At 51.4% G+C, this 26,572-nt stretch carries 15 protein-coding genes; 7 read left to right on the plus strand and 8 right to left on the minus strand.

Going from position 1 to position 26,572, the window contains the following annotated elements:
* Positions 1–39: 39 nt before the first annotated feature.
* The 4 genes from yhbH (at position 40) to NYE33_RS29960 (ending at position 2,750) form a co-directional block, all read left to right on the plus strand.
* Complete coding sequence (gene yhbH / locus NYE33_RS29945) at positions 40–1,200, plus strand: sporulation protein YhbH (RefSeq protein ID WP_042135257.1); 1,161 nt, start codon at positions 40–42, stop codon at positions 1,198–1,200.
* 318 nt (positions 1,201–1,518) lie between these two features.
* Entirely contained in the window at positions 1,519–1,848 is a 330-nt protein-coding gene (locus tag NYE33_RS29950; protein WP_341068965.1) for a PadR family transcriptional regulator, read from the plus strand.
* Positions 1,845–2,426, plus strand: coding sequence for a DUF2812 domain-containing protein (locus NYE33_RS29955; RefSeq protein WP_076242695.1), 582 nt, complete (start codon positions 1,845–1,847; stop codon positions 2,424–2,426). Before NYE33_RS29950 ends, NYE33_RS29955 begins: the two co-directional genes overlap by 4 nt.
* A 6-nt stretch (positions 2,427–2,432) precedes the next feature.
* Positions 2,433–2,750, plus strand: coding sequence for a hypothetical protein (locus tag NYE33_RS29960; protein WP_341068969.1), 318 nt, complete (start codon positions 2,433–2,435; stop codon positions 2,748–2,750).
* Positions 2,751–2,862: 112 nt separating this feature from the next.
* Here NYE33_RS29960 and NYE33_RS29965 read toward each other — a convergent pair whose 3' ends face one another.
* The 7 genes from NYE33_RS29965 to NYE33_RS29995 form a co-directional block, all read right to left on the minus strand.
* Positions 2,863–4,368, minus strand: a complete 1,506-nt coding sequence (locus NYE33_RS29965; RefSeq protein WP_341068972.1) for an alpha-glucosidase/alpha-galactosidase — start codon at positions 4,366–4,368, stop codon at positions 2,863–2,865.
* A gap of 134 nt (positions 4,369–4,502) precedes the next feature.
* Positions 4,503–5,399, minus strand: coding sequence for an AraC family transcriptional regulator (locus NYE33_RS29970; protein WP_341070062.1), 897 nt, complete (start codon positions 5,397–5,399; stop codon positions 4,503–4,505).
* Positions 5,400–5,924: 525 nt separating this feature from the next.
* Positions 5,925–6,587, minus strand: a complete 663-nt coding sequence (locus NYE33_RS29975; protein WP_042135252.1) for a Type 1 glutamine amidotransferase-like domain-containing protein — start codon at positions 6,585–6,587, stop codon at positions 5,925–5,927.
* 87 nt (positions 6,588–6,674) lie between these two features.
* Entirely contained in the window at positions 6,675–8,729 is a 2,055-nt protein-coding gene (locus NYE33_RS29980) for a methyl-accepting chemotaxis protein (RefSeq protein ID WP_341068975.1), read from the minus strand.
* 122 nt (positions 8,730–8,851) lie between these two features.
* Entirely contained in the window at positions 8,852–9,700 is an 849-nt protein-coding gene (locus NYE33_RS29985) for a sugar ABC transporter permease (protein ID WP_042135249.1), read from the minus strand.
* The gene (locus NYE33_RS29990; protein ID WP_042135247.1) at positions 9,697–11,010 is read right to left on the minus strand and encodes a carbohydrate ABC transporter permease; all 1,314 of its coding nucleotides are present in this window, start codon (positions 11,008–11,010) and stop codon (positions 9,697–9,699) included. The genes NYE33_RS29985 and NYE33_RS29990 overlap by 4 nt, the downstream gene beginning before the upstream one ends.
* 142 nt (positions 11,011–11,152) lie before the next feature.
* Complete coding sequence (locus tag NYE33_RS29995; RefSeq protein ID WP_042135245.1) at positions 11,153–12,487, minus strand: sugar ABC transporter substrate-binding protein; 1,335 nt, start codon at positions 12,485–12,487, stop codon at positions 11,153–11,155.
* Between the two features lie 737 nt (positions 12,488–13,224).
* On the opposite strand from NYE33_RS29995, the gene NYE33_RS30000 reads away from it, so the two are divergent.
* A complete protein-coding gene (locus NYE33_RS30000) occupies positions 13,225–14,973 on the plus strand; it encodes an alpha-glycosidase (protein ID WP_341068978.1) in 1,749 nt (582 codons plus the stop codon).
* A gap of 125 nt (positions 14,974–15,098) precedes the next feature.
* On the opposite strand, the gene NYE33_RS30005 is transcribed toward NYE33_RS30000, so the two are convergent.
* Positions 15,099–22,775, minus strand: a complete 7,677-nt coding sequence (locus tag NYE33_RS30005) for a pullulanase (RefSeq protein ID WP_341068981.1) — start codon at positions 22,773–22,775, stop codon at positions 15,099–15,101.
* Positions 22,776–23,584: 809 nt separating this feature from the next.
* On the opposite strand from NYE33_RS30005, the gene NYE33_RS30010 reads away from it, so the two are divergent.
* Both NYE33_RS30010 and pgmB read left to right on the plus strand, forming a co-directional pair.
* Positions 23,585–24,622, plus strand: a complete 1,038-nt coding sequence (locus NYE33_RS30010; RefSeq protein ID WP_039307469.1) for a LacI family DNA-binding transcriptional regulator — start codon at positions 23,585–23,587, stop codon at positions 24,620–24,622.
* A 999-nt stretch (positions 24,623–25,621) separates the two neighbouring features.
* Positions 25,622–26,284 (plus strand): beta-phosphoglucomutase, encoded by a 663-nt coding sequence (gene pgmB / locus NYE33_RS30015; RefSeq protein ID WP_341068983.1) that lies wholly within the window; start codon positions 25,622–25,624, stop codon positions 26,282–26,284.
* Positions 26,285–26,572: the final 288 nt, after the last annotated feature.

Consider the following 26,572-nt stretch of genomic DNA (forward strand, 5'->3'; position numbering starts at 1 on the left):
CCTGTACCAATTTCAGAGAATCATGGGAGGTGGTCATCCTTGCCCCAGCCAACCGGTCCATACGCCTTTGTTGTGTCTAAAGAAGACTGGTCCCTTCACCGCAAAGGCCATCAGGATCAGGAGCGTCACCAGCAAAAGGTCAGAGAAGCCATTAAGGACAATCTGCCGGATCTCGTTACTGAGGAGAACATTATTTTGTCGGGCGGCAAGCAGATTGTGAAGGTGCCGATCCGCAGTCTGGATGAATACCGGATTATCTATAATTTCCGCAAGCAGAAGCATGTCGGCCAGGGGGACGGGGAGAGTCAGGTAGGCGATGTGCTCGGCCGCGATTCGCAGTCCGCCCAGCCGGGCAAAGGTGACAAGGCGGGGGATCAGCCCGGGCAGGATACTGTCGAAGCCGAAGTGGATATTGAGGATCTGGAGGATATTCTGTTCCAGGATATGGAGCTTCCCCACCTGAAGCCGAAGGACAAGGAAGAAATCGAGGTCAAATCCATTGTCTTCAACGATATCCGCAAAAAAGGCATGATGTCCAACATCGACAAAAAACGCACACTGATGGAGAATCTCCGGCGCAACGCCAGCAGCGGGAATCCGGGAATTCACAGCATCAGCCCGGACGATCTGCGCTACAAAACATGGGATGACATTACCGTCCCCCATTCCAATGCCGTAATTATTGCGATGATGGACACCTCAGGCTCCATGGGTACTTTTGAAAAATACTGCGCACGCAGCTTCTTCTTCTGGATGACCCGCTTTCTGCGCCGCCAGTATGAGAAGGTGGATATTGTATTCCTGGCTCATCATACCGAGGCCAAAGAGGTCAGCGAGCATGACTTCTTCACGCGCGGCGAGAGCGGCGGCACCATCTGCTCCTCGGCTTACCAGAAGGCGCTGGAGATTATCGACAGCCGCTATCCGCCGGCCAAATACAACATTTATCCCTTCCATTTCTCGGATGGCGACAACCTGACCTCCGACAATGAACGCTGCGTCAAGCTGATCGGTGAACTACTGAAGCGCAGCAACATGTTCGGCTATGGTGAAGTGAACCAGTACAACCGCAGCAGCACACTGATGTCCGCCTACCGCCACCTGAAGCAGGAGCAGTTCATGCATTATGTCATTAAGGATAAGAAGGAAGTCTATCAGGCGCTGAAGACGTTTTTCGGTAAAAAAACTACCGGGGCATAAGCTAAGATGTTTCCCATGGCTTACAGCAACAAGAAGTTGTCAACGTCATGCAGCACGCTTATTTCGGCATTGTTTCCCCCTTCCATCTGCTATCCAGGCCAAAAAGCGTCCCCTTGCGAGCTTTTCATCCATCGCAAGGGGATGCTTTTTGCTTTTTGCTTGCTTGTATTTTCCGCAAAATACTCTTGACTGCTATATCGGCGACCGATATAATATGTATATCGGTTGACGATATAGCGTCAGGCGATGTAACGGTGATTGCTATAACGTCAGTTGATGTAACGAATCGTTAATACTAGACTAAGGCAGGTGAGGCATTTGTCAGGAAGCAATGAATACGGGGCGCTGACAGAGGGCGTATATTATATTCTTCTGTCACTGTTCACCCCGATGCACGGCTACGGAATTATGCAGAATGTGAAGCTGCTGAGTAACGGGCGCGTGGAGCTTGGCGCCGGCACGCTGTATGGCGCGCTTGGCACGCTGGTGGAGCGGGGCTGGATTGAGCCGCTGGCTGGCGGGCGGGATTCCCGCAAGAAGGAATACCGGATTACGGAGTCAGGCAGATCTGCACTGCTGAGCGAAATGACCAGGCTCGATGAGCTGTTGTCTAATGGAAGAAAGCTAATAGGAGGCGAACCGGAATGAGTCATGTGGTACGCAAATATTTCGCGGATTTTGAGAAGGAAGAGCAGTGGCTGAATGACATGTCTGCCAAAGGTCTTGCGCTTGTCGAATACTCCTGGGCCCGTTATGTATTTGAAGAGAGCGCCCCGGGGGAATACATCTACAGGCTTGAGCTGCTGGAGGAAGATCCGAAGAAAGCCAAGTCTGCCGAATACCTGCAGTTCATGGAGGAGACCGGAGCCGAGCGTGTGCCAGCCGGCAAAAAGCCGTCGGGCAAGACTGTATATGTCAACCCGCGCTGGGTAATCTTTCGAAGAAAAGCAGCGGAGGGTGCCTTCACCATTTATTCGGATACCGATTCCAAAATTAAGCATTATCAGAGAATATTCCGGTTATGGATTTCGCTCGCGGTGGCGGAGCTGATCATTGGCGTCTTTAATATATCCCTGATGTTTGTGAACAATCCCACCGCCCTCAACAGAATCAACCTTATTATGGGCCTGCTGCTCATCGTTCTGGCCCTGTTCTTCATTTCATTAAGTATGCCTATCCGCCGCAAGATTACCAAGCTGCAAAATGACAAGCTGGTCCGGGAGTGAGCCTTAATGCTCCGCAGAGCGTTCTGCGGTGATGATCCGGGCGTTGGCGGAGTGTTCTGCGGTGACGATTCGGGCGTTGGCGGGGCGTTCTGCGGTGATGATCCGGGTGTTGGCGGGGCGTTCCAACAGCGCGTTCCCCACTCCGGCTCCATTCAGCTTGTGAAAAGGACTGAGATTCCGTTAATTGACCGATCAGGCTTCATTTGTGGCTCATTTGAACAAGATAACGGAATCTCAGTCCGAATCAGCGGCAATATGAGGCTTTTGACCAAAATAGCGTCTTCTCAGTCCGCTTCATTCCGACTACGCCATCTGCACCAGTAACTCCCCCAATTTTTTCATTTCCGGCTTCAATCTAAATTGTGTGACCTTCACGTCCCCGAACATCAACAAAAAGCCGGAAGCAAACGCGCTGCTTCCGGCCGAATTAACTTATTTAGTGCACCTTCTCTCTATCCTTGCCCTTATCGGACTCCCCCGCGTTTTTGTTCGCGGCCTCACGGTCCTGCATCATCTCGTCCACCGTCTTCACCTTCAGCCGGGCAGCGCCTTCGTTGCCGGCATTCGTCGGGATCAGATTACCGGAAGCGAGGCGTTCCTTCGCTTCAGCTATAGCCGCACCGTACTGCGGCAGCCAAGGCTCTCCGGCAACCAGCATCTCATCCACCATCTGCCAGATCTCCTTCGGATTACATACCGCACCGACCAACGGGTCCATCATGAAGGCCTGGCGCAGCAGCTTGTCATCGCCATGCACGGCTGCTTCCACGGCCAGCCGCTGCACGGAGATGCTTACATTGCAGACAGCCGCCGGGCCCAGCGGCAGGTCGCCGACCAGCGGCATCGAGATACCGTTGCGGTCTACATACCCCGGAGCTTCAATAATGGCATCATCCGGCAGATTGGAGATCACCCCGTTATTCACCATATTGAAATGCCCTCTGTATACGCGGCCCGTCTCAAGTCCTTCTATTATATAGGAGCCATGCTCCTCGCCACGGTTCTCCCGGGTATACTCCAGAGCCGGTTCCTTCATCCAGTTCGGGAAGTCCGTTTCGAACCAGTTGCGGCCTTCTGTGCAGACCCGCAGGTATCCGCCTGTCTCGCCGTTGATCCAGCTGCCCAGATCGATCCAGTCCAGAATCTCGCCGCTGCGTTTGCGGTACCAGGGAACATATTCACTCAGATGTCCGTTCGACTCCGTGCTGTAGTAGCCGAAGCGCCGGAGCATATCGATCCGCACCTTCTCGGTGCGGCTGAATTCCGGATGCTGCTCGAAGGCCTCCAGCAATCCGGCCGTCAGATCCTTGCCCTCATGCTTCGCAGAGATGTACCAGGTCTGGTGATTGATTCCGGCGCAGATAATATCCACCTGCGACTTCTCCAGCCCGTAGACTTCGGCGATCTGATGATGTCCGTGCTGTACGCCATGGCAGAGTCCGATGGTCCGCACACCGCCATATTTATTGCAGGCCCAGGTGAGCATGGCCATGGGATTCGAGTAATTCAGGAGCAGCACATCCGGCGCAGCCGTCTCCCGGATATCCCGGCAGATCTCCAGCATCTCGGCAATGCCGCGCTGTCCGTACATGATCCCTCCCGCACACAGCGTATCACCTACGCATTGGTCCACGCCGTATTTCAGCGGAATGTCCACATCGGTGGCGAACGCCTCAAGGCCGCCCATGCGGATAGTGCAAAATACGTACCTGGCATCCTTCAGCGCTTCTCTCCGGTCCGTGGTGGGAGCGATCACAATATCCAGGCCGTTCTCCTTAATATCCCGCTGGCACAGCTCGGTGACCATCTGCAGATTATGGCTGTTTATATCCATGAATGAGACTTCAATATTCCGGAATTCCGGTACTGTAAGCAGGTCGCGCAGCAGCCCGCGTGTAAATCCGATACTGCCCGCCCCGATAAAGGTTACTTTAAAAGACATCGTTATCATCCTCCGGCAAAGAATAGTGGGTTCCTGTCCATTGTAGCAAGGAGGCTGCGGGAAGCGTAACCAATATCATGACCACTTTGCCGTTATTGTGTCAACAATTCTCACCTTTAGATCCAGAAACCCATCTATTCCTCACTCCAGGAATGGCGGTCCAGCGAGTTGCGGTATTCGATTGGAGTACAGCCGGTATACTTTTTGAACAGGAGATGAAAATACTGCCTGCTGCTAATGCCCACATAATCGGCAATCTCCGCGACTGGAATCTCACTCTGCCCAAGCAGCATCCGGGCCTTCTCCATTCGCAGCCTGTTCAAGTAATCGGTTAAGGTCTGGCCGGTATGTGTCCTGAAGATCCGCTGCAGATAACCCGGGTGGACATTCACAGTGAGCGCAACTTCCTTGACTTGAATACTCCGGTCATAGTTCTGGTGCAGGAACTCTACCGCGCGCCGTACATAGAGCTGTGAGGGCTGCTGGCTGGCCGGCAGCGATTCCCGCCGCAGTCTGGACAGACGCAGCAGCAATTCCGAGAACAGCAGCTGAACCATACTGTTTCCGCTCTTGCCCTGCTGATCCAGCTCCAGCACCAATGCCTTTAGTACATGAAACACCTCTTCCTGGTCTGACAGCACCAGACTATCGAAGGGACTCTGCAGCAAATCCGCCAGCGTCTCCTCCTCCCGGGCCAGCCTGCCTACCGAGGGGGCTACACCGACGTACTCTGTGAATGCGAACTCCACATTCAGCATCCGGCAGGAGGACCCGTCTTCGACGATCAGCCTGTGCGGAACGCCCGCATCCAGGAGAATCATTTCTCCCCGCTTCAGCCGGAAGGGGGTATGGCCTCCCGATTCATCCCGCACCTCGACCACACAGCTGCCTGAGATGAGATACATAATTTCGGTGGAATTATGCTGATGGTAGGCCATTGTGTAGTTGCTCCACTGCTTGTAATAGTAGGCCAGGAATCGCGGGCTGTAATCCCCGTCAAGCAAGGCCTGCTGAAAAAGACTTCCGTTCAACTCCGGCATCCCGCATGCCTCCTTCGCCAGTATTCATAGCACAAGTGTATCCCTTGAGCTCCGCCAGGACAAGAAGCTGGCCGAAGTCCAATACTGGAATAAATATCTTTATAAGTTAATCATTCTTGTATGTAAATTAGAATTTCAGGTGAGGATCACATAGATTCAGAGCTCCCGCCTCGCAGATAATCAAATTTTTTTCAGTACTCTCTATTCGCGTTAATGTTGTAAGTATTACAACTTTAGTTCATATAGCCGGGAGTTGTCCGGAGTATTGTTGTATGAAATACAAGAATTGGTTCATTAATTCGATTGGATTAGATAAAATGCTGTATTTAATACAATATTTTTCCATTCAGGCTAATTTGATGAGGAGATTGTTGTATTTCGTGCAGGATTTTCGCTTATTTTTTATGTGCAGCAGAGAGAAGAACGCAGAATAAACAAGAGCAAAGGCACGAAGCGCTCTACTCTTGTTTTCAATAATCCTATCTAAGTGTCTATCCCTACCCTTGTTTTCGATCATCAATGAAGCTTAGTCAGAACATCATTCACCACGCTATACACTCCGCCGCCCTCCGCCATTTCCAGCGCTCCGTTCAACAGGTAGATCCCTGTTTCTTCATCGATCCCGTAATTCGGAAGCTCACCGAACGTACGGACGGCGGTTCTTAAATGATCTTCGTCATCCCACTGGGTAAAATGTACGGACAGCAGCAGCTCAGGGATCAGATTCAAGCCCTTGCGGTGATCAAACAACCTGCTCTCATTATCCTTAGCGGAAATAATACATAGTTCAGGGCTGATTAAAGCTCCCGCCGAGAACCCCGCAACCGGAACGCCAGACTCATACCTCCGTTTAATAGCGCCGCCGATCGCGGTATCTACAATATAATCGGCATACAGGTCCGTATCCCCGCCTCCGATGATAATGCCCGAGCAGGTCTCTATGCTCTGAACAACAACATCCGCAGGTGTAGCGGGCAGCGGCAGATAACGGAACTCTGTTAACCCTGCATCAGCCAGCGGACGCGTATAGACCGGCACGTAATCTTCCCAGCTCTCCCCACGCTCCACGAATAATACAACAACAGGACCTGCGCCTTCACCCACTATATCTTTAAACTTTCTTGCCAGATCCGGCGTAAACGGCGGGCCCCCGCCATTCAGAAATAAGTGCTTATCCATGACATCACCTTCAGTTTTTTACAGACAACTATAACGACAAGTGTAAGTTCTGGCAATAGTACTTCACTTTATCAACTACACACCGGCTTATCCCTGAAAAGAAACCATCGACTGCTTCAGCTTCTCCGCTAACACCTCCAGCTTGCCTGACAGAGCCACCAGCTCCTCGCTCACTATGAATTGCTGTGAAGACATCGAGGCCACCTCCTCCGTTGAGGCACTGGTCTGCTGCACGACCGAGATTACGCTCGCCATGGATTGCCCCAGCTGCTGCCGGTAACCGGTCAGCTCCTTAACCGCCGCCGAAGACTGGCTTAGATAACCGCTGAACACTTCCATCTCCGCCCGCACACTTTCAAAGATAAGCGAAGATTCCCGGACCGAGGTTATCTGCCCGCTGAACAGCGGTGCTGCTTCACTCACTACCTTAACCGTGTTCTCGATATGGCCGCTGATCTCCTCCGTAATTCTGGAGACAGACGCAATTGACTGGCTGGATTGGTTAGCCAGTCCCCTGATCTCATCGGCAATGACATTAAAGCCCCTCCCCGCAGCCCCCGCACGTACAGCTTCAATAGAAGCATTAAGAGCCAGAATATTCGTCTGCTTGTTCATGGCAATCATCGGGGAGAGAATGCTGCGGATCAGCACCATGCTGTCACGCAGCATGGCCGAGTTCTCCTGAATCAGATTCATCATCTTCAGGGCAGATTCGCTTTGATCCACCAGCTTCTTCATCAGCTCCGCTCCCTGATCGCTTACCGCCATGACCTTTCCTGCGGAATCAGCCATGACTGCATTCGTCCCCGCTACTTCGTCCGTCTTGTCTCCCATCAGCTCCACCTTGCGGTTGCTGCTCTCCGCTTCTGCCGCCAGGCTGGCTGCCCCGCCGGCGATCTCGCCGGTTGCGGCAGCCACTTCCCTGGCATGAGTACGGGTCGCACCCGAAGCAAGCACCAATTGCTCGGACGTGGCCAGCACCGCCGCCGCCGAACTGCTGCTCTGGCCGGCCAGCCGGGAGATCTGCTCCATCATCCGGTTGAAGCTGTGTCCCAGCCGCCCGATCTCATCCTGGCCCTTGAAGCTCGTCCGCACCTGCAGATTCCCCTGTTCGCCTTCCTCCATCAGCCGGGCCAGCTTGCCGAGCGGGCGGCCGATCAGCCGCACCAGCACATAACCAATCACCAGCGCAATCACAGCCGCAGCCAGCACAACCAGCAGTGTAATATAGAGCAGCCGGTCTGCCGATTTAGTGAAATCACTCACCGGCGCATAACCCAGCAGTGTCCAGTCAGCTGTCACCAGCGGCTGATAGACCACAAGCTGTGAGCTGCCCTGCTCATCAGCCGCAGTGAAGGATTGCTTCTGCCCTTCAACCCCGGTATCCGCTGCCTGTATGTAAGAAGGCTGTCCGAGCAGCCCGTTATCCGCCCCGTACACAATATTGCCGGCCCTGTCAAGGATGCGGATCTCCCCGGCAAGTCCGATATGCAGATTGGATAATACGTCGGTCAGAGCTTTACCCTTCAGCTCAATCAGCATATAATACTCCGCTGCCGGGTTCTGGATATTCCGCAGCAGACGGCCCATTGTCATAGAGGACTCACTGTAAGCATCGAAGAAGCCTTTGGCCCGTGCGGGGAACCAGACGGGGTTGCCTTTGCCGTTATCGATCGCCTTCATGCGGGCAAGAACGCCTTCATCACTGCGCACACCACTGATGCCTGTTGATTTGTAGGATTCAGCATCCACCATGCTTCTTGCGACCAGCCGGACGCCCAGCAGGCGCTCATCGGAGCCCCGGACGGAATCCAGCTTACGGCGGATCCGGTCTTCAGCTGCCACCTTGGCTACCGTTCCGGCACCGGGATTATGGATGGTCTCCATATCTGATTTTAGTGCAGAGTCTACTGCGAATTGTCTTGAAAGCGCTTCATATTCAGCAAACAGGAAGTCCAGCTTGTCCGCCGCCTGCACAATAGACTGTGAGGATGCCGCTGCTACCTCGTTGGTAATGATTCTTTTAGCAGCATAATAGGAGGTTAAGCCCAGCACAGAGGACAATAGCACAATTGTACAGAACAGAATCACAAATAAATTGACGCCAACCGATCTGAAGTTTAATTTCCGCTGCCGGTTCATTCCGCTCTCCCCTTATTTGTTCGATAAAAAATACAGGTGCAGCCCTTCGTTGACTGCATAAAGGCCGCACCTGTTATTCATAATGAGATCAGCATTTCTTATTATCCTAATTCCATAAAGGCTTACCCCTTGCTCGCCCCTGCGGTCAGACCATCAACAAGCAGGCGCTGCAGGAAGCCGAACAGAATCATTATCGGTACAGAGATCAATACTGCACCCGCTGCGAACAGCGTGAAGTTGGAATTCTGCATCGTATTGACCATATCCCACATTCCGACCGCGACGGTCCAGTTCTCCTTGGTCCGCAGAATCAGCTTGGCGAAGATGAAGTCCACCCATGGGCCGACAAACTGGGTCAGTGCCATATAAGTGATCATCGGGCGGGACAGCGGCAGGATAATCCGTGTGAAAATCCCGAAGTTACTCGCCCCGTCAATCCGCGCGGCTTCATCCAGCGAACGCGGAATCGTATCCAGGAAGCCTTTGGCAATCAAGGTCCCTCCGAGCGGTGCTCCGGCAGCGTACACGATAATCAATGCCAGATGGGTATCCAGCAGATTGAACTCCTTCAGCAGCAGATAGATTGCAATCATACTCATGAAGCCCGGGAACATCCCGAGGATCAGCAGGGTTGACATGGTCGTCTTGCGGCTTTTGAACCGGAACCGGGATAAGGCGTAACTGGTCAAAAGCGTCAGCACCACGCCGATCAGCATGGAGAACACGGCAATCTTGAGCGTATTTGCGTACCAGGTTCCGAACATATAGACCGGTGAAGTGAACAACTCTTTGTAATGAGCCAGTGTAAAATGGTCGGGAATCAGCGTTTTGCTGTATAGGGATTTGCCCGGACGGAAGGATGCCAGAAGAATCCAGAGTGCCGGATAGATCGCAGCAATCGCCAGGATAACCAGAATGATGTAGCTGAGGCCCAAACGAATAAAGCCCGTAAGCTTGCGTCCGATGATCATTGAATCATATCCTCCTCTTTGAATGATTTGGTCCGGCGGTAATTATACAGGGAGAACCCGGCAACAATGATGAAGAGTATAATGCCTATTGCAGAAGCCATATTATTCTTATTCTGATCCAGCGTCAGCTTATACAGCCACGTTACCAGCAGGTCCGTTGACCCGGCATACTGATAGTCACCTTTCACCGGACTGCCTCCGGTCAGCAGGTAGATCGCGTTGAAATTGTTGATATTTCCGGCAAATTGCATAATCAGCGTTGGCGCGGTAGAGAACAGAATCATCGGCAGGGTGACAATCCGGAACTTCTGATAATTCGTAGCCCCGTCCACTTCGGCTGCTTCATACATATCCCGCGGGATTGTGGTCAGCACGCCCATGATGAGCAGCATAGATACCGGAATACCGACCCACATGTTGACGATGATAACCGTGACCTTCGCCCAGAACGGATCAGTCAGCCACGGTAGTCCGCCAAGTCCGAAGTATTTGAGATATTGGTTAATCGGGCCGAACTGCCCGTTGAACAGGTTGCGCATCAGCAGGAGGGAGATCATCTGCGGGACGGCGTAAGGGACGATCAGAATCATTCTCCACAGTCCCTTGAAGCGGATCCCCTTTTGATTGATCAGCAGGGCAACGAGCATCCCGCCGAAGTAAGTAGTTACAGTCGATAGAACCGCCCAGATAATTGTCCAGGTAAGTACTCCATAAAAGGTCTGGCTCCAGGATTTCAGCACCAGCAGGTTACGGAAGGTTTCAAAGCCTACCCAGTCCACCAGCCTGGCCGGCGGGATGTGATCGGGTGCGGCGTAGTTAGTGAAGGCCAGCATGATCATAAAAATAATCGGCATGATGGTAAAGAACAAAATACCGATACCCGGAAGCAGCAAAAAGCTCTGGGCAAATTTGTAATCCAGAATATAGCGTACGGATTGCTTGAATGTATTCGATGGACGACCGGTTTCGCGTTCTGCTCCGATTTTAAGGGCATCCCTAATATTCATGTACCAGACAATCAGGAATAAAACCAAGAACAGCAGGGTAATTAGACTTTCAATCAGAATGACGATGGAATGATCACCGGGAACCATTTTTGCGATGCCCTTAACCTTCTCAAGGCGGCTTGGAGATTCCCCGAGTGTGGTGATGCCCCAGAAGGCCCTGCCCAAATTGGTAATGAAATAGAATAGTGCGGCTGCTTCTACTGCTATGAAAATAAGTCCTTTGATGAATTGGCGGTTATATATTTGTCCCAATCCCATAAAAATGGCCGACAGTACTGCGGCTCTAGCTTTGTATCGCTGCATTTCCCTTCCGTTCTCCTCTCCGCGCGGAATTCAGGAAACTGCCCGCCGCGAGCTATGCGGCGGGCGATTTGATTCCACTGTGTGCTGATGGTTGTTTGTTGCCTCAAGGGCAGCTGATGATTACACTGCCGGAGAGCTGATTTTACTGGGCAGATGCCCCGTTATTCAAATCCTTAATTTGTTCTACTGCTTTGTCCATAGCTGCCTTAGGATCTGCGTTGTTATCCCAAATTTCAGGAAGTGCCGCATTTACCGGGCTCCATACGTTACCCATTTCAGGAATCGAAGGCATTGGCTGGGAGTTCTTGGCCTGTTCAGCAAAAGCGGATATGAACGGGTCGCCGGTGATTTGCGCATCCTGCAGCGCTTCGTTGTTCGTAGGCACGGAACCGACCAATTTGTTCAATGTCAGCTGAGCGTCTTTGCCGGAAGCAAAGCGGGCATACAATTTAGCCGCATTCGGATACTGACTATAAGCGTTGACTCCGAAAATTTTAATCCCGGAGAAAGTAATTGCCGTTTTGCCGTCGATGGTAGGAATCGGAGCAATTCCGAGGTTGTCGCCCAGAGCTTCTTTATAACCGGCAAGCTCCCAAGGTCCAGTGATATCCATGGCCACATCGCCAGTGTTGAACAAGCTGCGCTTGATGTCCGGGTTAATGTCGCCGCTCTTAATCGGCAATATTTCTTTCAGCTTTACAAATTCACTCAGACCTTTGATCGCGCCTTCATTGTTCAGACCGATATCGTCTTTATCCGTACCGTCTTTGCCGAACAGGTAACCGCCGGTTGTAGCGATGAACGGATAGTTGAAGTACATGTTGCCGACTTCCCACATAATTCCGTATCTGTTCTTGGCTTTATCAGTGAACGTTTTACTGAAGGCAATCACGTCATCGAAGGATTTAGGTGCTTCTTTGACCAGGGATTTGTTGTAGAACAGGGCATAGGTTTCTGCCGCTCTCGGATAACCATACAGTTCACCCTCATAGGACGAGCCTACGATGGATGCTTCTGTGTTCTCAGCTTTGGTCTGCTCACCGAAAATATCGTTTGGAAGCAGCAGGCTCGCGCTTGCAGCCTTACCCAGATTATCGTGAGGAATGAGGACAACGTCTGCAGCCAGACCTGACGGGCCATCTTGTGTCAGCTTGCCGACCTGATCGGGCGGTGCTACCTCTTCAATTTTGATGGGAACGTTGTACTGCGCGGTGAACTGCTTGGCGATTTCTTCAGCAAATGCTCTTTCTTCTTTACTCTCCCAGATCACCAGTGATGCGCCGTCTTCAGGCACAATCTCATCTGTTGCCGGAGCATTCCCGCCGTTTGTGCCAGCGTTGTCTGTTGCTGCTGCATTATTCGCAGGAGCATTGGTTGCTGCTGCATTTCCCCCGTTATTGTTGTTTGAGCCGCACGCCGTAATCGACATTGCCATAGAGAACGATGCGGTGAGAACCATGAGTTTTTTCAAATTCATTGCTTTTAACCCCTCCCGATTTGTATATCACTTGATTTGAACATGATGCCTCCGACTTTGCGCAAACGATTTCAGAAGACTCAAAAAAAATTCAAGTTTTGCAGATTGACCCTTCCTTATGTGCTCCGCCAAGTTTTAGAAAGCGCTTCATTCCTGAATTCATAATACATCAGCGGGCAAGATTGTTAAAACGTTTGCACAGAGTGTATTTAAGCAAATTCAATGATTTTATGTATATGATTTGTTATTTCCTTCTAATTTCACAGGATTTCTTCAAATATCTCTGTATATCTTATTAATAAAATTTACAAACCGCATTTTTTGCTGTATTTTAGCGAATTATGTAATTTAATTTCCATATAATCTCATTTTCCAGGCTTTGGAAATCGGTTTCCTGCCTGTCGGTATTTGTGCAAATGTTTGTACAAACATATTGAACCTCAATTTATTCCATGCTATAATCCAAAACATTAAGAACGCCCCTGTTCTTCACATAATCCAAAGGCAATGTTACTTCAATTGGGTACAACCTCGGACAAGCTACCCGGCGCCGGTTGTGCCTGTTTGGTATGCGCAGAATCTGAATGATTAGTGCGATTGTGGCACAGCTGCTGTGCTAATCATGCACTTGCCAGATATAGAACTGTGTTTGTAAAATGCTTGCTTCCGGAGCCAGCGCTGGTTTGCCCGGTGTTATTCAGGGGTGTTTGGTTCACTAAACCTTAGGAGGAATTAGTATGTTGTTAGAAGCTGTGTATCATCGTCCGCGCCTCAATTGGTCTTATGCCTACGATCATGAAACGATCCACCTGCGTCTGCGTGCCAAGAAAGGGGATTTAACCGAGGTATTCGCCTGGGCCGGGGACAAGTACGCCTGGGACAACACCAAGGAGTTGATTCCTATGACTCTTTTCACTTCGGATGCGATGTTCGATTACTGGGAGTGCGAGTCCGTCCCCCTTTACCGCCGGTTGAAGTACGGCTTCCTGCTGCAAAAGGGCCATGAGCGCATCTGGATGACCGAAAGCGATTTCCAAACCGAACGTCCCGCCAATCCAAACCGGCTGTTTGAGTTCCCTTATATCAACCGCGGTGACGTGTTCATTCCTCCTGCGTGGGTGAAGGATGCTGTCTTCTATCAGATCTTCCCTGAACGTTTCGCGAACGGCGATTCCAGTCTGAATCCGGACAATGTACAGCCATGGGGCGGCACTCCTAAGCCTGACAACTTCTTCGGCGGTGATCTGCAGGGGGTCATTGACCATCTGGATCATCTTACTGAGCTGGGTATCACGGGCATCTATTTCACACCAATCTTCACAGCTACCACCAACCATAAATATGACACGGAAGACTACATGCAGGTTGATCCGCATTTCGGGGATGTGAAGACGCTGAAAAGGCTGGTCGACGCCTGCCATGAACGCGGTATCCGTGTGCTGCTTGACGCTGTATTCAATCATGCCGGACGTACCTTCGCCCCGTTCGTGGATGTGCTGGAGAAAGGTGAAGCCTCCGCTTATAAAGAGTGGTTCCATGTCCGCGAGTTCCCGCTTCAGGTTGTGGATAACATTCCGAATTATGACGCTTTTGCCTTTGAGCCGCTGATGCCGAAGCTGAATACGGAGAATCCTGAGGTTAAGGAATATTTGCTGAAAGTCGCTGAGTATTGGATCCGGGAGGTCGGCATCGACGGCTGGCGCCTGGATGTGGCCAACGAGGTCGATCATGAATTCTGGCGCGACTTCCGCAAGGTGGTGAAGCGTGCGAATCCCGAGGCTTATATTCTAGGTGAGATCTGGCATGAATCCGCGCCATGGCTGGAAGGAGACAAGTTCGATGCAGTGATGAACTACCCGTTCACGGATGCGGTGCTCGACTTCTTCGTGTATGGCAAGCTCGATGCGGAGGGCTTCGCCAACTCCATCGGCAAACAGCTGTCGCGCTACCCGCTGCAGGCCAGCGAGGTTGCCTTCAACCTGCTGGACAGCCACGACACCCCCCGTTTGCTGACGCTCGCGGATGGGGACAAGAATAAGCTGAAGCTGGCTGCGCTGTTCCAGTTCACCTTCATGGGAACTCCCTGCATTTATTACGGGGATGAGATCGGCATGGATGGTGAAGGCGATCCGGACTGCCGCAAGTGCATGGAGTGGAATCCGGCGATGCAGGACCGCAGCCTGTTCAATTATTACCGCAAGCTGATCGAGATCCGCAGCAGCCATCCGGCACTGCGCACAGGAAGCTTCACGTTCCTGGAAGCCGGACCCGGGGGCACCAAGCTGGCTTATGAACGCAGCCTGGGCGATGATCTTATTCTCGTGCTGATCAATACTGAGGAGACCGCGCAGACCTTCCGGGCAGACGTACAGGAACGCTCCTGGAAGAACCTGTTCACCGGCGAACCGCTCCGTGCGGAACGCGGCAAGCTGTCGCTCAAGCTTCCGGCTTACGGTTATGCAGTACTGCAGGCTAATATGGCCTAGCCTCCGTCTCAGGAGCTCCATTCATTGGATTGAGTTATATTCCAGGCAAAGCAAACAGGGTATTCCGCAGCCGTTATGGCTTGCGGAATACCCTGTTTATGTTCTGATCTGATTCGTTGCGCGTGCTATTTGCCGAGCAGCTTGTAAATCACCTGCGCACTCTCTGCACGGGTTAACTGTCCTTGCGGCGCAAAGAGATGATGGTCTCTGCCTTGCACAAGTTTAAGCTCTACGGCAGCATTCACATAAGCATGTGCCCATTCACTGATACTGGAAGCATCCGCGAATAAGACCTGGCCTGTTGAGGATGCCAGAACCTTGCCCTGTTTGAACTCCAGAGCACGGATAATCATCACCGCCATTTCCTCACGGCTGATTGTAGCATCCGGGGCAAAGGCAGTGCTGCTGCGCCCGTTAACAATGCCTGATTTGACGGCAGCGGCTACATAAGAGGAGTACCAGGCATCCGCCCGGACATCAGTGAATAACGCTCTCCCTTCCCCTGACAGTCCGAGTGCACGCATCAGCAATGCTGTAAACTCTGCACGCGTCACGTTTCTTGCAGGTTCAAATTCAGCAGCCGATACTCCTGTTGCCACCTGTTTGGCTGCAAGTGATTTAATGGCAGCAGAAGCCCAGTGGGTATCAGGCACATCCTTGAACACTGTATTTATCTGAAGTGCTGCATACTTGCTGAAATGTGTAACTGCAGCAGTAAGTGAACCATCCGCTGGTGCTGCGCCCCCAATATACTTCAGCTCACCGTTATCTCCCAGATAGAACACACCTGTCCAATCCTTAACCGGGTTGCCCTGAAGCTTAAGCGTCAAAGTAACCGGCTGCTTGAACGTTGTAACAGGCAGGCTGGTCCCGTCTTTTTTGATAATCTGCAGTTTAAGGTCGTATACCCCGGATGCAGCAGTAGCAGCCGTGTTCTCCTTACTGAATCTCTTGACTGCATCCTGCGCTGCAGCTTCGCTAAGCGGAGTCAGCTCCAGCAGGATATGTGAACTGTCCGCATCCGCACCTGTAACCATGGCCTGAATATCAGCCAGCACAGCATTCGGGATTGTAACGGACAGCCCCTCCGAGTGAATAACCAGCCCGTTATTCCCCAGCAGCTTAGCTGCCTGGACCGGCAGCAGCACGGAAGTCTTGCCCTGATCCAGACTGAGTTCTACTCTGCCATCCTTGCCATTTCGAAGATCCTGGTCACTTATAATCTGTGTACCTGCCGGAACTGCCGTTGGCCCTGGCGTTGGTGTTGGCTTTACCGTTGGCTTTACAACGGAACTAGTTTCGGATTCTGCCGCTGGTGTTGGCGTTGGTGTTGGTGTTGGCGGTACTACAACTGTCTCCGCCGCCAGAATCACCGTCCCCCCGTCATCTCTGCCCGGCAGATCAATCCTAATCTTCCGGTCAGCCGATACCGTATATAGTTTGCCGCTGTACTCATCTCTCACAGAAGACAAGGCCGCAAAAGGCACGGGAATCTCTGCACTCAGACCTTCCTTCTTCGTGTTGATTACCGTAACCACGTTATCGTTCCCGTATTGCTTGTTGAAGGCCAGATATCCCAGATCATCGGAGCCCGCAAGCTTGGTGCGGATACCTTTGGCATATAGCTGCGAATATTCCGCCCTAATGTTCAGCAGCTTCTGATAATGATCATGAAGTCCCTGCTCTGCAGTAAGCTGATTCCAAGGCATATCGCCCCGGTTCTCGCTGAACTTGCCGCTTGCCATATCCCCGGCATTTTTACCGGACCGGCCCAGCTCTTCCCCATAGTAAATCACCGGCTGGCCCTTGGCCGTGATCTGCAGCGCGGCAGCGATCTTGAGCTTACCCTTGTCCCCGTCAACGTAGTCCGAGAGGAAACCATCCTCATCATGGCTGCTGAGGAATTGTGCCATCACCCCGGTATTGCTGATCTTCGCTTCGCGCTCCTGCAGATAAGCATCCACAGCATTAATGGTGCCGTCTGCGAACAGCTTGGCCTGATCATTAAAGCTAAAATCAAGCAAACCGTCCATTTGCCCGCTCTGCAGCATGCCGCCGTCATTATCGGCGGTTCCGCCGAAGTATTCGCCGACCATTTTGAAGCCCGGATCTATAGCCGTCAGCGCATTTTTAAATGCTTTCCAGGTTGCGCTCTCCACATGTTTGACCGTATCAACGCGGAAATAGTCGATTGTATCTCCCCGCTCTGTCCGGGCATTATCCAGCCAGCCTGTCTGCCAGGCAATGATCTGCTTGCGTACCGCAGGATCTTCCGTCTTGAAGTCCGGCAATCCGCTGAGCTCGCCTTTGATGACATCCGTATCGGCTTGAACGCCGTCCGTACGCAGCATTCCCGCAAAACGCGCTTTGTCCTCTGCAGCCACCTGCGGATTGACGTCATCCTCCTTCAACCCGTAGCCTGTATGATTAAGCACTACATCGACCATAATCTTGATGCCCTTGTCATGCGCCTTCTCGATCAGCTCCTTGAAGGTCTCCATGTCCCCAAGATGCTCATCAAGCTTAGTGAAATCCTTGGCCCAATACCCGTGATAAGCATATTGTTTGCCGCCAAAGCTTAACCCCTGGTTGAAATCAATATTGTCTACAACCGGCGTGATCCAGAGCGTGTTGATGCCCAGCTCCTGCAGATAATCAAGCTTGCCGATCATCCCCCTGAAATCGCCGCCATGATAGGCTTCAAGATGTGCCTTGTCCACATTCTCATTGTTGTCAGGGTCACCGTCCTTGAAGCGGTCGGTCAGTGCGAAATAGATCCGCGCCTCATCCCAGTCGAAATCAAGCTTGGAACCGCTGTAGGTTCTGGCTTTCACCTCGATTTCAGCAGACTGTCTGTGCAGATTGCCATACTGGTCTACAAGCACGATTGGAATGCTTTTGATACCCGCCGGCACGTTATCCTTCACTGCTATGGTCTGCTGCATAAGCTCTGTATCGAATTTGACCTTGGCTGGTCCTCCCAGAGCGGTAAGATCCAGATAAGCGTCTTTATAGGACACTTCCTCTGTGGAGACAGCCTTCACCGTTACTACAGCATTCTCATTGGAGGTTACAGCCGTCGGATTCACCGTTGCCGTAATGTTAACCTCCGGTTTGTGATAGTACAGGGAGGATTCTCCGCCCACCGTGTTGTGCGGGTCGCTGAACTCGCGGGTCACTCCGTCCTTAGTTACGATGAAGGTATACTTATAAATGCCTTCCTCCAGACCGCTCAGCCTATAGCTGAACCATTCCTTGGCCGGATCATACTCCATCGGATATTCTTTGCCGTTCACCTTCACTTTAATGTCTGTTATCGCAGACACATCGCCGCCGCGGAACAGCTCGTCATCACGGTAAAGGAAGGTTATGGCTTCATCCTGCATCAGCGGACCGCTGATGCCCGGAGTGATTTCCAGCTCTTTGACCATGCTGGTTACATGGACTTTTGTGAAAGCCTCTCCGGGAGTCAGAGCAATATAGCGGTCATCTGAAATATCCTGCTTATTGTCAGGCCACTCCAGACCTTTTATGAGAACAAAGCCTACCTGGGTTGCGTCTTTGCCTACTTCAATCAGAACCGTCGAGCTTGCTGAATCTCCTGCGGGCTCGGGGAGCTTCACCTCACCGTCTGTTGCCCCGGTATACCACAGCCATACACTCCAATCCTTATAAATCCTGTCTTCCCGGGTGTAAGTGAACTGCACATACCGTTTGGTTTCTACTGGCGGGCTGGTTACTTCTACAGTCACATTCGCGGACACGCCGCCATAGGTAATGGTAAGGATCGCTGTTCCAGCCTTAATCCCCTTCACCAGCCCTTTGCTTGTCACTGTGGCTACTTCCGGTTTATCGGATGCATACAGCGCTTTGGCGGTCACTTTGCTTGAAGTGCCATCCGCATATTTGGCCGTGACCACAGTCTGATGCGCGGCCCCTTCCTTCAGCGAATAGCTAGCCTGGTCAGTCTCCAGCAGAGACACTACTGCTGCGGCTGCATCCTTGCGGATAATTACAGATGTGAGCGGGTCGAGGGTGATGGAATCCGCCGTCAGGCTGAATCCGCTCTGGTCCGCAGCAGAAATCGCATCGGTCCCGGCTTCGTCATTGTCGGCAAGCACAGTACCGTCACTCAAATTCTCCGGCAAAGTAAGAACTCTTGTCTTGCTGTCACCGTTCATGAAGACATAATAGATCCCGGTTCCATCCGTTGCCTTGCTTGTATAACCGATCACCAGATCATCCTTCTGCATTTCAGGTGACTCGATAAGCTTGACATTGGAATTCACGAGACTGATGTCGCCCAGCCGGAAAGCGTTGGTAGACTTTCTGAGCTTAATCAGCCCGGCCGTGTATTCTCTGGTCGCATTCTGCACCGGAAAGTTCACTTCATCCGTTGCTGCGGCCCAGTCGAAAGCATTGACCGCATCCGACGAATCGTAGGAATCGTTGATGAAATAACTGACCGATTGATCAGCCGCATCGCGGACTTCGGTATATTTCTGCTCGGGAATCCCTTCAGCCAACCATTGCTTGGTACGCCCGTACTCCTGACCCGCCTGCAGGAATGCGGTTCCCTGCGAAGTCAGCAGCAGCATATTCCCGAGCCTGATCCGCTTCTGGATCTCCAGCTCATTCGCCGCGTTCTGCGGATTCTTGTGAAGGGCCAGGGCAATGACATCATGGAGCGTCAGATTATCATGCGCTTCAATGTATTGCACGATATCTCCTGGATCATCTGCCGGAATATTGGAAGGCTGCGCTTTGATATTGTTCAAGATCGTCGTCAAGGGGCGCGCTCCGCCCGTAATGAACCGCGGATCTCCTTCGGAGCCGTACCCGGATTTCAGCTCATTGCGGAATTCATCGGAGAATACGCCGACACTGTCCGTCTTATCCATCCATTTCTGATCAGCAGCCTTGCCTTTGAGGGATGGATCCGAAGCCTCGCCCCCGAAGGTAATCCAGCCCTCCCCGATGAACAGCGCCTTGGGATTAATGGCAGCCGCAGCGTCATAAGCAGCCTGAACCGCATCTGCTGTGGCATCGCCCATCATGTCCCACCGCATCCCGTCGATTTTGTACTCCTGGAACCAGTATTTTACGGAATCGACCATCAGCTTCTCGGCCATCTTATGGCTGGTTGCCAGATTGTTGCCGAAACCGCCGATGAAGTTGCCCGCCGGGTCCTGGAAGGCATAATAATTAGGCACGATATCGTTCAGGAATTCTTTTTTGGCCATATGGGTGTATACAACATCAAGAATGACGCCCATCCCGGCTTCGTGTACCGCATCGATCAAGCCTTTCAGCTCTTTGATCCTCTCTTCCGGATCTGCCGGATTGCGGGAATACGCCCCGTCCGGAGAGAAATAGCTGTGCGGATCATAACCCCAGTTATACTCATTGCCTTGAGCGGAATAGTCCAGCTCCCTGTCTTCCATCCCGGTTTCGTCCCCGTAATACCAGGCCATCACCGGAAGCAGCTGAATGTGGGTGACACCCAGTGATTTGATATAATCCAGCTTCGACTCAAAAGCCGCATAAGACCCCCAGCGTTCCCCGCCGAGGCTCGACTGGATTGCCGGATCGGAGGTGAAGTCTCTGATATGCGCCTCATAGATAATGGCGTCCTCACGATCCTCATAGCCGGCAATGTCTGCAGCCTGGAAGCCCTCGGGATCCGTAGCGCTTAAATCCACAATGGCTGCCTTGCCCACCGTATCACCGCCTGCACCTGCCTCTCCCGCCGTATTCACGGTGAATACAGCCATGGATTTGGCATAGGGATCAAGCACCTGCTTAGTTACTCCCTCATTGGTCACTTCATACTGGTAATAGAAGTCTCTGACATCCTCTGCGCCGGGTGCACCGGTCAGATCAGCAGGAGTCAGCTCCGCTGTCCAGACTCCTTTGTCACCCAGAGTCAGTCCGGCGCGGCCTACGGTGAGATTAGCGTCAGCTTTATCGTAGACCACCGCAGTTACTGAGCTCGCTTTCGGTGCCCAAAGCTTCAGGGTTGCCGACTTGCCGGCCTTATGGTACGTGGCCCCGAGATCGTCACCTGTGTAATTATATAGCTCATCCATCATTCTCCAGCCGGCGGAAGCGGATACAGTTTTGCCTGCATACGTTACACTCAGCGGGATTTTCTTCAGATCAAATGCACCGGTAGTCACTTCAACCGAAGTTGCGCCGGTAACCGCCACACCTGTAACAGGAACAGAGGCTCCTTCCGAGTCCTTTATAGAAATGGCTGTTTGTAAAGCATCCGCCGTGAGCCCGTCCGTTAACGTAAACCCGAGCCATAGTTTGCTTGCGGACAATATATCTGCGGATAACAGCCCAACCGGTGTCTCGCCAAAAGGTGAAGTATAGACGTTCGGGTCATTCTCCTTCACCCACAGCTGATTGTAACGGTCCAGAAAAGCGAAGCTTTTGTTCTCATTGCCCGCCGGACCGTCTTTGTCTCCGTTTGCAGGCTTCATAACGATGAAACTGATAGTCTTGGCATTCTCCTTCAGCGGAATATCCGCATAGGCTCCGAAGGAATCCCTGTGTTCGGGCGCAAAAGGAGTTGCGTCTTTGGGCCACACATTAGACGGCGTCACCACATCATCCCACAGCCACAGGCCGTATTGGCTCTGATTGTTGTCGGCCCGCATATAATGAATCCGCACTGTATTCGCCGGAAGCTCCACCGGTTCATAAGGGGTTACTTTATTCGAGCCCTCCGTGATCCAGACCTCATTGGTCTGCGGGGTACTGATGATGATGGTCTTGTCCCCGTCCTCCATTTCCTTAACCCCGGTAGTCCGGTCTACCACGAGGAACGAGATCGTCTTCGCCCCATCCTTCACAGGCAGATCGACATAAGCGCCGTAGGCATCGGTTTGTCCATCAGGGAAAGGAACGGCATCCTTAGGCCAATTCACGGACGGCGATACAACATCGCCCCATGTCCATAAAGCCTGACCGGCATAATCACCGGCAGCACGGTGGTAATGAACTCTTATATGTCCGGCAGGAACAGGCACGGCCGTACCCGGTTCAGCAGGAACCGTGTAATGGGCAGACACACTGTTGTCCTGCGTTTTATACTTGAATGTTACAGGTAATGCGGAGGGAAGCTTAAGCTCCTGCGCCGTATCCGGATAGGAGACTCCACCCGATGGGTCAGCGCCCGGAAGATAAATCTGGTAGGTATAACTGCCGGCAGGAAGTAAGGCCGTCTGCTCATAGACCCCGTCGAAGTCAGGATCGGTTAGCAGTGTACGGGCATCTGCCGGGGAGTCATTCTGCTCATCTCCAAGTGCAGTCTGCAGACTGCCGGTCACCCGGGGTAAACGGTCCGCAGGCACCGGTGAATAATACGTGGAATCTGCAATCGCTTTGGTAATGTCATTATAATAAAAGGTTACACTTGTCTCCTCACTTAATGTAATCTGAATGTTGCCGTCAGCATCTGTTCCGGCGGGATTAGTGTAGCTGCCATATCCGTAGTTTTCCGTCCACGCACCGTTAAGAGCCACTTTATATTGATAGGTCCCCTGCGGCAGCATGCCGGTGAAGGTGTACAGACCCTCCCCCCTGTAAGTCATTTGGGTTACGGTCGATTTCTCGTTCCAGTCCGCCGTTTCAGCAGGGTCCAGCCCTGTGAACTTACTCTGCAGGTCACCAACCAGCACAACCTTTGTCGTTTCTGCGCTGACTCTGGGCAGGTTTATGCCAAAGCCCGAGCATACAAGAGCGATAACCATCAAGATTGCAAAAGCTTTTTTTATCCGTAAAGCAAATTTCATTCCGTCAATCCCCCCATGAATGTTATGAACTTCAACCGCTTGAACGGCAGAATCCCAATCTCCGGTTGCAGGATGTCTGCTGTAAAGATGGCTTGTCAGGCCCAAGCGACCCCGATCCTCCTTGTCAAATTCCAAAATCGTGCCATCACGCCATCACACCATCACGCCATCACGCCATCACGCCATCACGCCATCACGCCCTCAATTCGCCCTTCCCATTGTGCAAACGTTTGCAATCATTTGTGCACAAACCTTTATCCATTGACTCAGGGCAGCGACATAAATATTCTGCATAAAAACGGACTTTGTAAACGCTTGCTTCATTTCGATTTCATACTAATCCGCCGGTAAAGTTATTGTCAACTAGTAATTTTCCAGAATATTCTCAAATATTTGCTTATAGTTGCACAATAATTAAGTCATTAATTGCATTAATTTGCACACTTCATAATCATCCACATGCTTTCGTTAATAACAAAAAAGCTGAGAAAGTCTAAATAAATCCTTATTTTATAAAGGAATATTGAAAATAAATTAGATATATCATCATCTGCATCAATCTAACAACGTTTGCACAGTTTTGGTGCAATGTCCGGGATGCCTCCAAACTGCCTCCCCCCACGGAAACCACTCCATTCATAAACATCCAGTGAATCCCTGTGGAAAGCTTGTGGCCTGCGCAGAAAAAATGTTCATTTCATCACTTTCTATGCCAGTATTGTGCAACACACCGGGTTTATCTATTTACAATCATCAGCACTTCGATTAATATTACTGTGTAAAGCAAACGGTTCCATAAGGAGGTTTCTATGACAGTTACCATTAAGGACGTGGCCAAGAAAGCGGGAGTTTCTCCCTCCACGGTCTCCCGGGTGTTGTCAGGCCATCCCAGAATCAGCCTAGAAACTTCCCGTAAGGTTAAAGTGATTATGGAGGAAATGGGCTACACCCCGAACATGATGGCCAAAAGTCTCGTTTCCAAGACAACCAACAGTATTTGCATCATTCTTCCGAAACCGGCTGAAGAGCTGTTCTCCAATTTGTTTTTTATGGAATTAATCCGCGGGATCGTCACCCAGTCCAGCCGTTCCGGCTATGATGTGCTGATCAGCTCCGGGGCAAATGAGAAGGAAGAGCTTGAAGCCGTCTCACGCTTGCTCAAAGGACGCCGCGTGGACGGCGTTATTCTGCTGTATTCCCGTAAAGATGATGCGGTGATCGATTTTCTGGAATCAGGCGGCTATCCCTTCGTGCTGGTTGGACGAAGCGACCGCTATGAGGATATATTGTCAGTCGACAATGATAATATCATGGCTGCTTATGATGCAACGAACCACCTTATTTCCATGGGTCATGAACGCATTGGCTTCGTCAGCGGCCCGCCGAATCTTATCGTTTCGCGCGACCGTCTGGAAGGCTACCGTAAGGCAATGCAGAATAAAGGTCTTGAAATGAAGGCGGAATGGATTGTCGAAGGCGAGTTTCTGCAGGACAGCGGCTACCGGGCGATGTCCTTCTTCATGAATCTTCCGAACCGTCCGACGGCACTTGTTGCGGTGGATGATATGGTCTCTTTCGGGGTATTGCGCGGACTGAATGAGCTGAAATACAAGGTCCCTGAGGATCTGGCGATTGTCAGCTTTAACAATATTCCGCTCTCGGAATTGTCCAGCCCGCCAATCAGCAGCATTGATATCGGAATCTATCATCTGGGCTATACGGCCTCACAGGTGCTGATTCAGAGTATTCAGAAGCCGGATAATCATGACGGATATACTAACCGTTTTGTCATTCCCCACCGTTTAATCGTACGGGAGTCATCGATGTATACTCCGGGTAAGCAATGATGCACAAGCAGCAGTGATTTTACATGCAGATAAATGAAGCTAATTACGCTTCATTTATTTTTTGGAGCTTTGTACAAACGTTTGCGCTAAATAGAATCGCACCACATTTGGATAGGATTTTCCGCCCTAGCCAAGCTTTAGCCCACGCCGGGAGCGCTGAGGGTGTTTCGCAGATGGATTGTTGTACGTAGTGCAACAATTCCACCTTCCGAGGGCGTTTTGCAGACAAATTGTTGTACTTTATGCAACATTTCCGCCCAACTGGAGCGTTTTGCAGACGGATTGTTGTACTTAGTGCAACATTTCCGTCCAACTAGAGCGTTTCGCTGACGGATTGTTGTACTTTATGCAACATTTCCCTATTTAACCAACTTTTCTTTTGGATTGTTGTACGTAGTACAACAATTCTGCCAGCCGGAGGCGCTCGCCCGAGGATTGTTGTACTTTATGCAACATTTCCGCCCAACTGGAGTGTTTCGCTGACGAATTGTTGTATCTGGTGCAACATTTCCGCTATTTAACCAACTTTTCTTTTGGATTGTTGTACGTGGTACAACAATTCTGCCAGCCGTAGGCGCTCAGCCGAGGATTGTTGTACTTTATGCAACACTACCGCCCAACTGGAGCGTTTCGCTGACGAATTGTTGTATCTGGTGCAACATTTCCGCAATTTAACCAACTTTTCTTTTGGATTGTTGTACGTGGTACAACAATTCTGCCAGCCGTAGGCGCTCAGCCGAGGATTGTTGTACTTTATGCAACACTACCGCCCAACTGGAGCGTTTCGCTGACGAATTGTTGTATCTGGTGCAACATTTCCGCAATTTAACCAACTTTTCTTTTGGATTGTTGTACGTAGTACAACAATTCTGCCAGCCGTAGGCGCTCCACCGATGATTGTTGTACGTAGTGCAGCATTCCCACCCATTTATTGTGACGCGCCCATTCGGCGCGATTCTCAAAATAGATTATATCCACTTACATTTTAGGAGGTTCATTATGTCAGAAATCAAAGCTTGCCTGTTCGATCTGGACGGTGTACTCGTCGACACCGCCAGATACCACTATATTGCCTGGAGAGAGCTGGCGGAAAAGCTCGGATTCGTCTTCACCGAACACGATAATGAGCGGCTCAAAGGCGTCAGCCGGGCCGCTTCCCTGAATATCCTGCTGGAGATCGGCGGTATCGAGCTTGGAGAAGATGAGAAAGCAAGACTAGCCGAGCAGAAGAACAACCGCTATGTCGAATACATCGCCAAGATGGACAGCTCAGAGATTCTGCCCGGCGCGCTGGACTTCCTGAAGGAATGCCGGGAACACGGCATCAAGGTAGCCCTGGGCTCCGCCAGCAAGAATGCGATGACCATCCTGAACAATACCGGCTTGACCCCCTACTTCGATGCGATCATTGACGGCACGCACACCAGCGTAGCCAAACCTGATCCGGAGGTCTTCCTGCTGGGAGCACAGGCAGTCAATATCGCTCCTGAACACTGCGTAGTCTTCGAGGATGCCGAAGCCGGCGTCCTGGCCGCCACCCGTGCGGGCATGCGCAGCGTCGGCATCGGTTCGCCCGAGACGCTGGGCGCAGCGAATCTGGTGGTCCCTTCTTTGCAGCAGATCAGCGTTGCTGCACTCCGGGAATCTTTTGCTGCCATTTGACGAATATTAACAGCTGCTGCGTAATATGATTCCTTGTCTTCTGCCCTACTCTTTATAAAAGAACTGAAAATGGTCATTAAAATTATGGGGATGAAGCCGCGGAGCGGAAGTTTGGAACTGTAGGAGCGTTAGCGTCCGCCTTTATAATCAGATTTCATCAGCTGAATATCGCTTACTAATAGAGAAATCTGATTATAACAGCGGCCGGAAGTCCAAACATTCCGCGCAGTGGCGACGGAGGCACCGTAATTTTAGTACAACAGGTTTAGTTCATTTTATATACCTCAT

Origin of the sequence: Paenibacillus sp. FSL R10-2199 (genome assembly GCF_038000235.1) — a bacterium.
GTDB classification, from domain to species: Bacteria; Bacillota; Bacilli; order Paenibacillales; family Paenibacillaceae; genus Paenibacillus_AQ; species Paenibacillus_AQ phytohabitans.

Bases quoted from the DNA above. Each gene is read 5' to 3' on its own strand.
- NYE33_RS29965 (WP_341068972.1), bottom strand. From the start codon at position 4,368: ATGTCTTTTAAAGTAACCTTTATCGGGGCGGGCAGTATCGGATTTACA.
- pgmB (WP_341068983.1), top strand. From the start codon at position 25,622: ATGTCAGAAATCAAAGCTTGCCTGTTCGATCTGGACGGTGTACTCGTC.
- NYE33_RS30005 (WP_341068981.1), bottom strand. From the start codon at position 22,775: ATGAAATTTGCTTTACGGATAAAAAAAGCTTTTGCAATCTTGATGGTT.
- NYE33_RS29990 (WP_042135247.1), bottom strand. From the start codon at position 11,010: ATGCAGCGATACAAAGCTAGAGCCGCAGTACTGTCGGCCATTTTTATG.
- NYE33_RS30000 (WP_341068978.1), top strand. From the start codon at position 13,225: ATGTTGTTAGAAGCTGTGTATCATCGTCCGCGCCTCAATTGGTCTTAT.
- NYE33_RS29960 (WP_341068969.1), top strand. From the start codon at position 2,433: ATGCTCCGCAGAGCGTTCTGCGGTGATGATCCGGGCGTTGGCGGAGTG.
- NYE33_RS29980 (WP_341068975.1), bottom strand. From the start codon at position 8,729: ATGAACCGGCAGCGGAAATTAAACTTCAGATCGGTTGGCGTCAATTTA.
- NYE33_RS30010 (WP_039307469.1), top strand. From the start codon at position 23,585: ATGACAGTTACCATTAAGGACGTGGCCAAGAAAGCGGGAGTTTCTCCC.
- NYE33_RS29985 (WP_042135249.1), bottom strand. From the start codon at position 9,700: ATGATCATCGGACGCAAGCTTACGGGCTTTATTCGTTTGGGCCTCAGC.
- NYE33_RS29975 (WP_042135252.1), bottom strand. From the start codon at position 6,587: ATGGATAAGCACTTATTTCTGAATGGCGGGGGCCCGCCGTTTACGCCG.
- NYE33_RS29955 (WP_076242695.1), top strand. From the start codon at position 1,845: ATGAGTCATGTGGTACGCAAATATTTCGCGGATTTTGAGAAGGAAGAG.
- NYE33_RS29995 (WP_042135245.1), bottom strand. From the start codon at position 12,487: ATGAATTTGAAAAAACTCATGGTTCTCACCGCATCGTTCTCTATGGCA.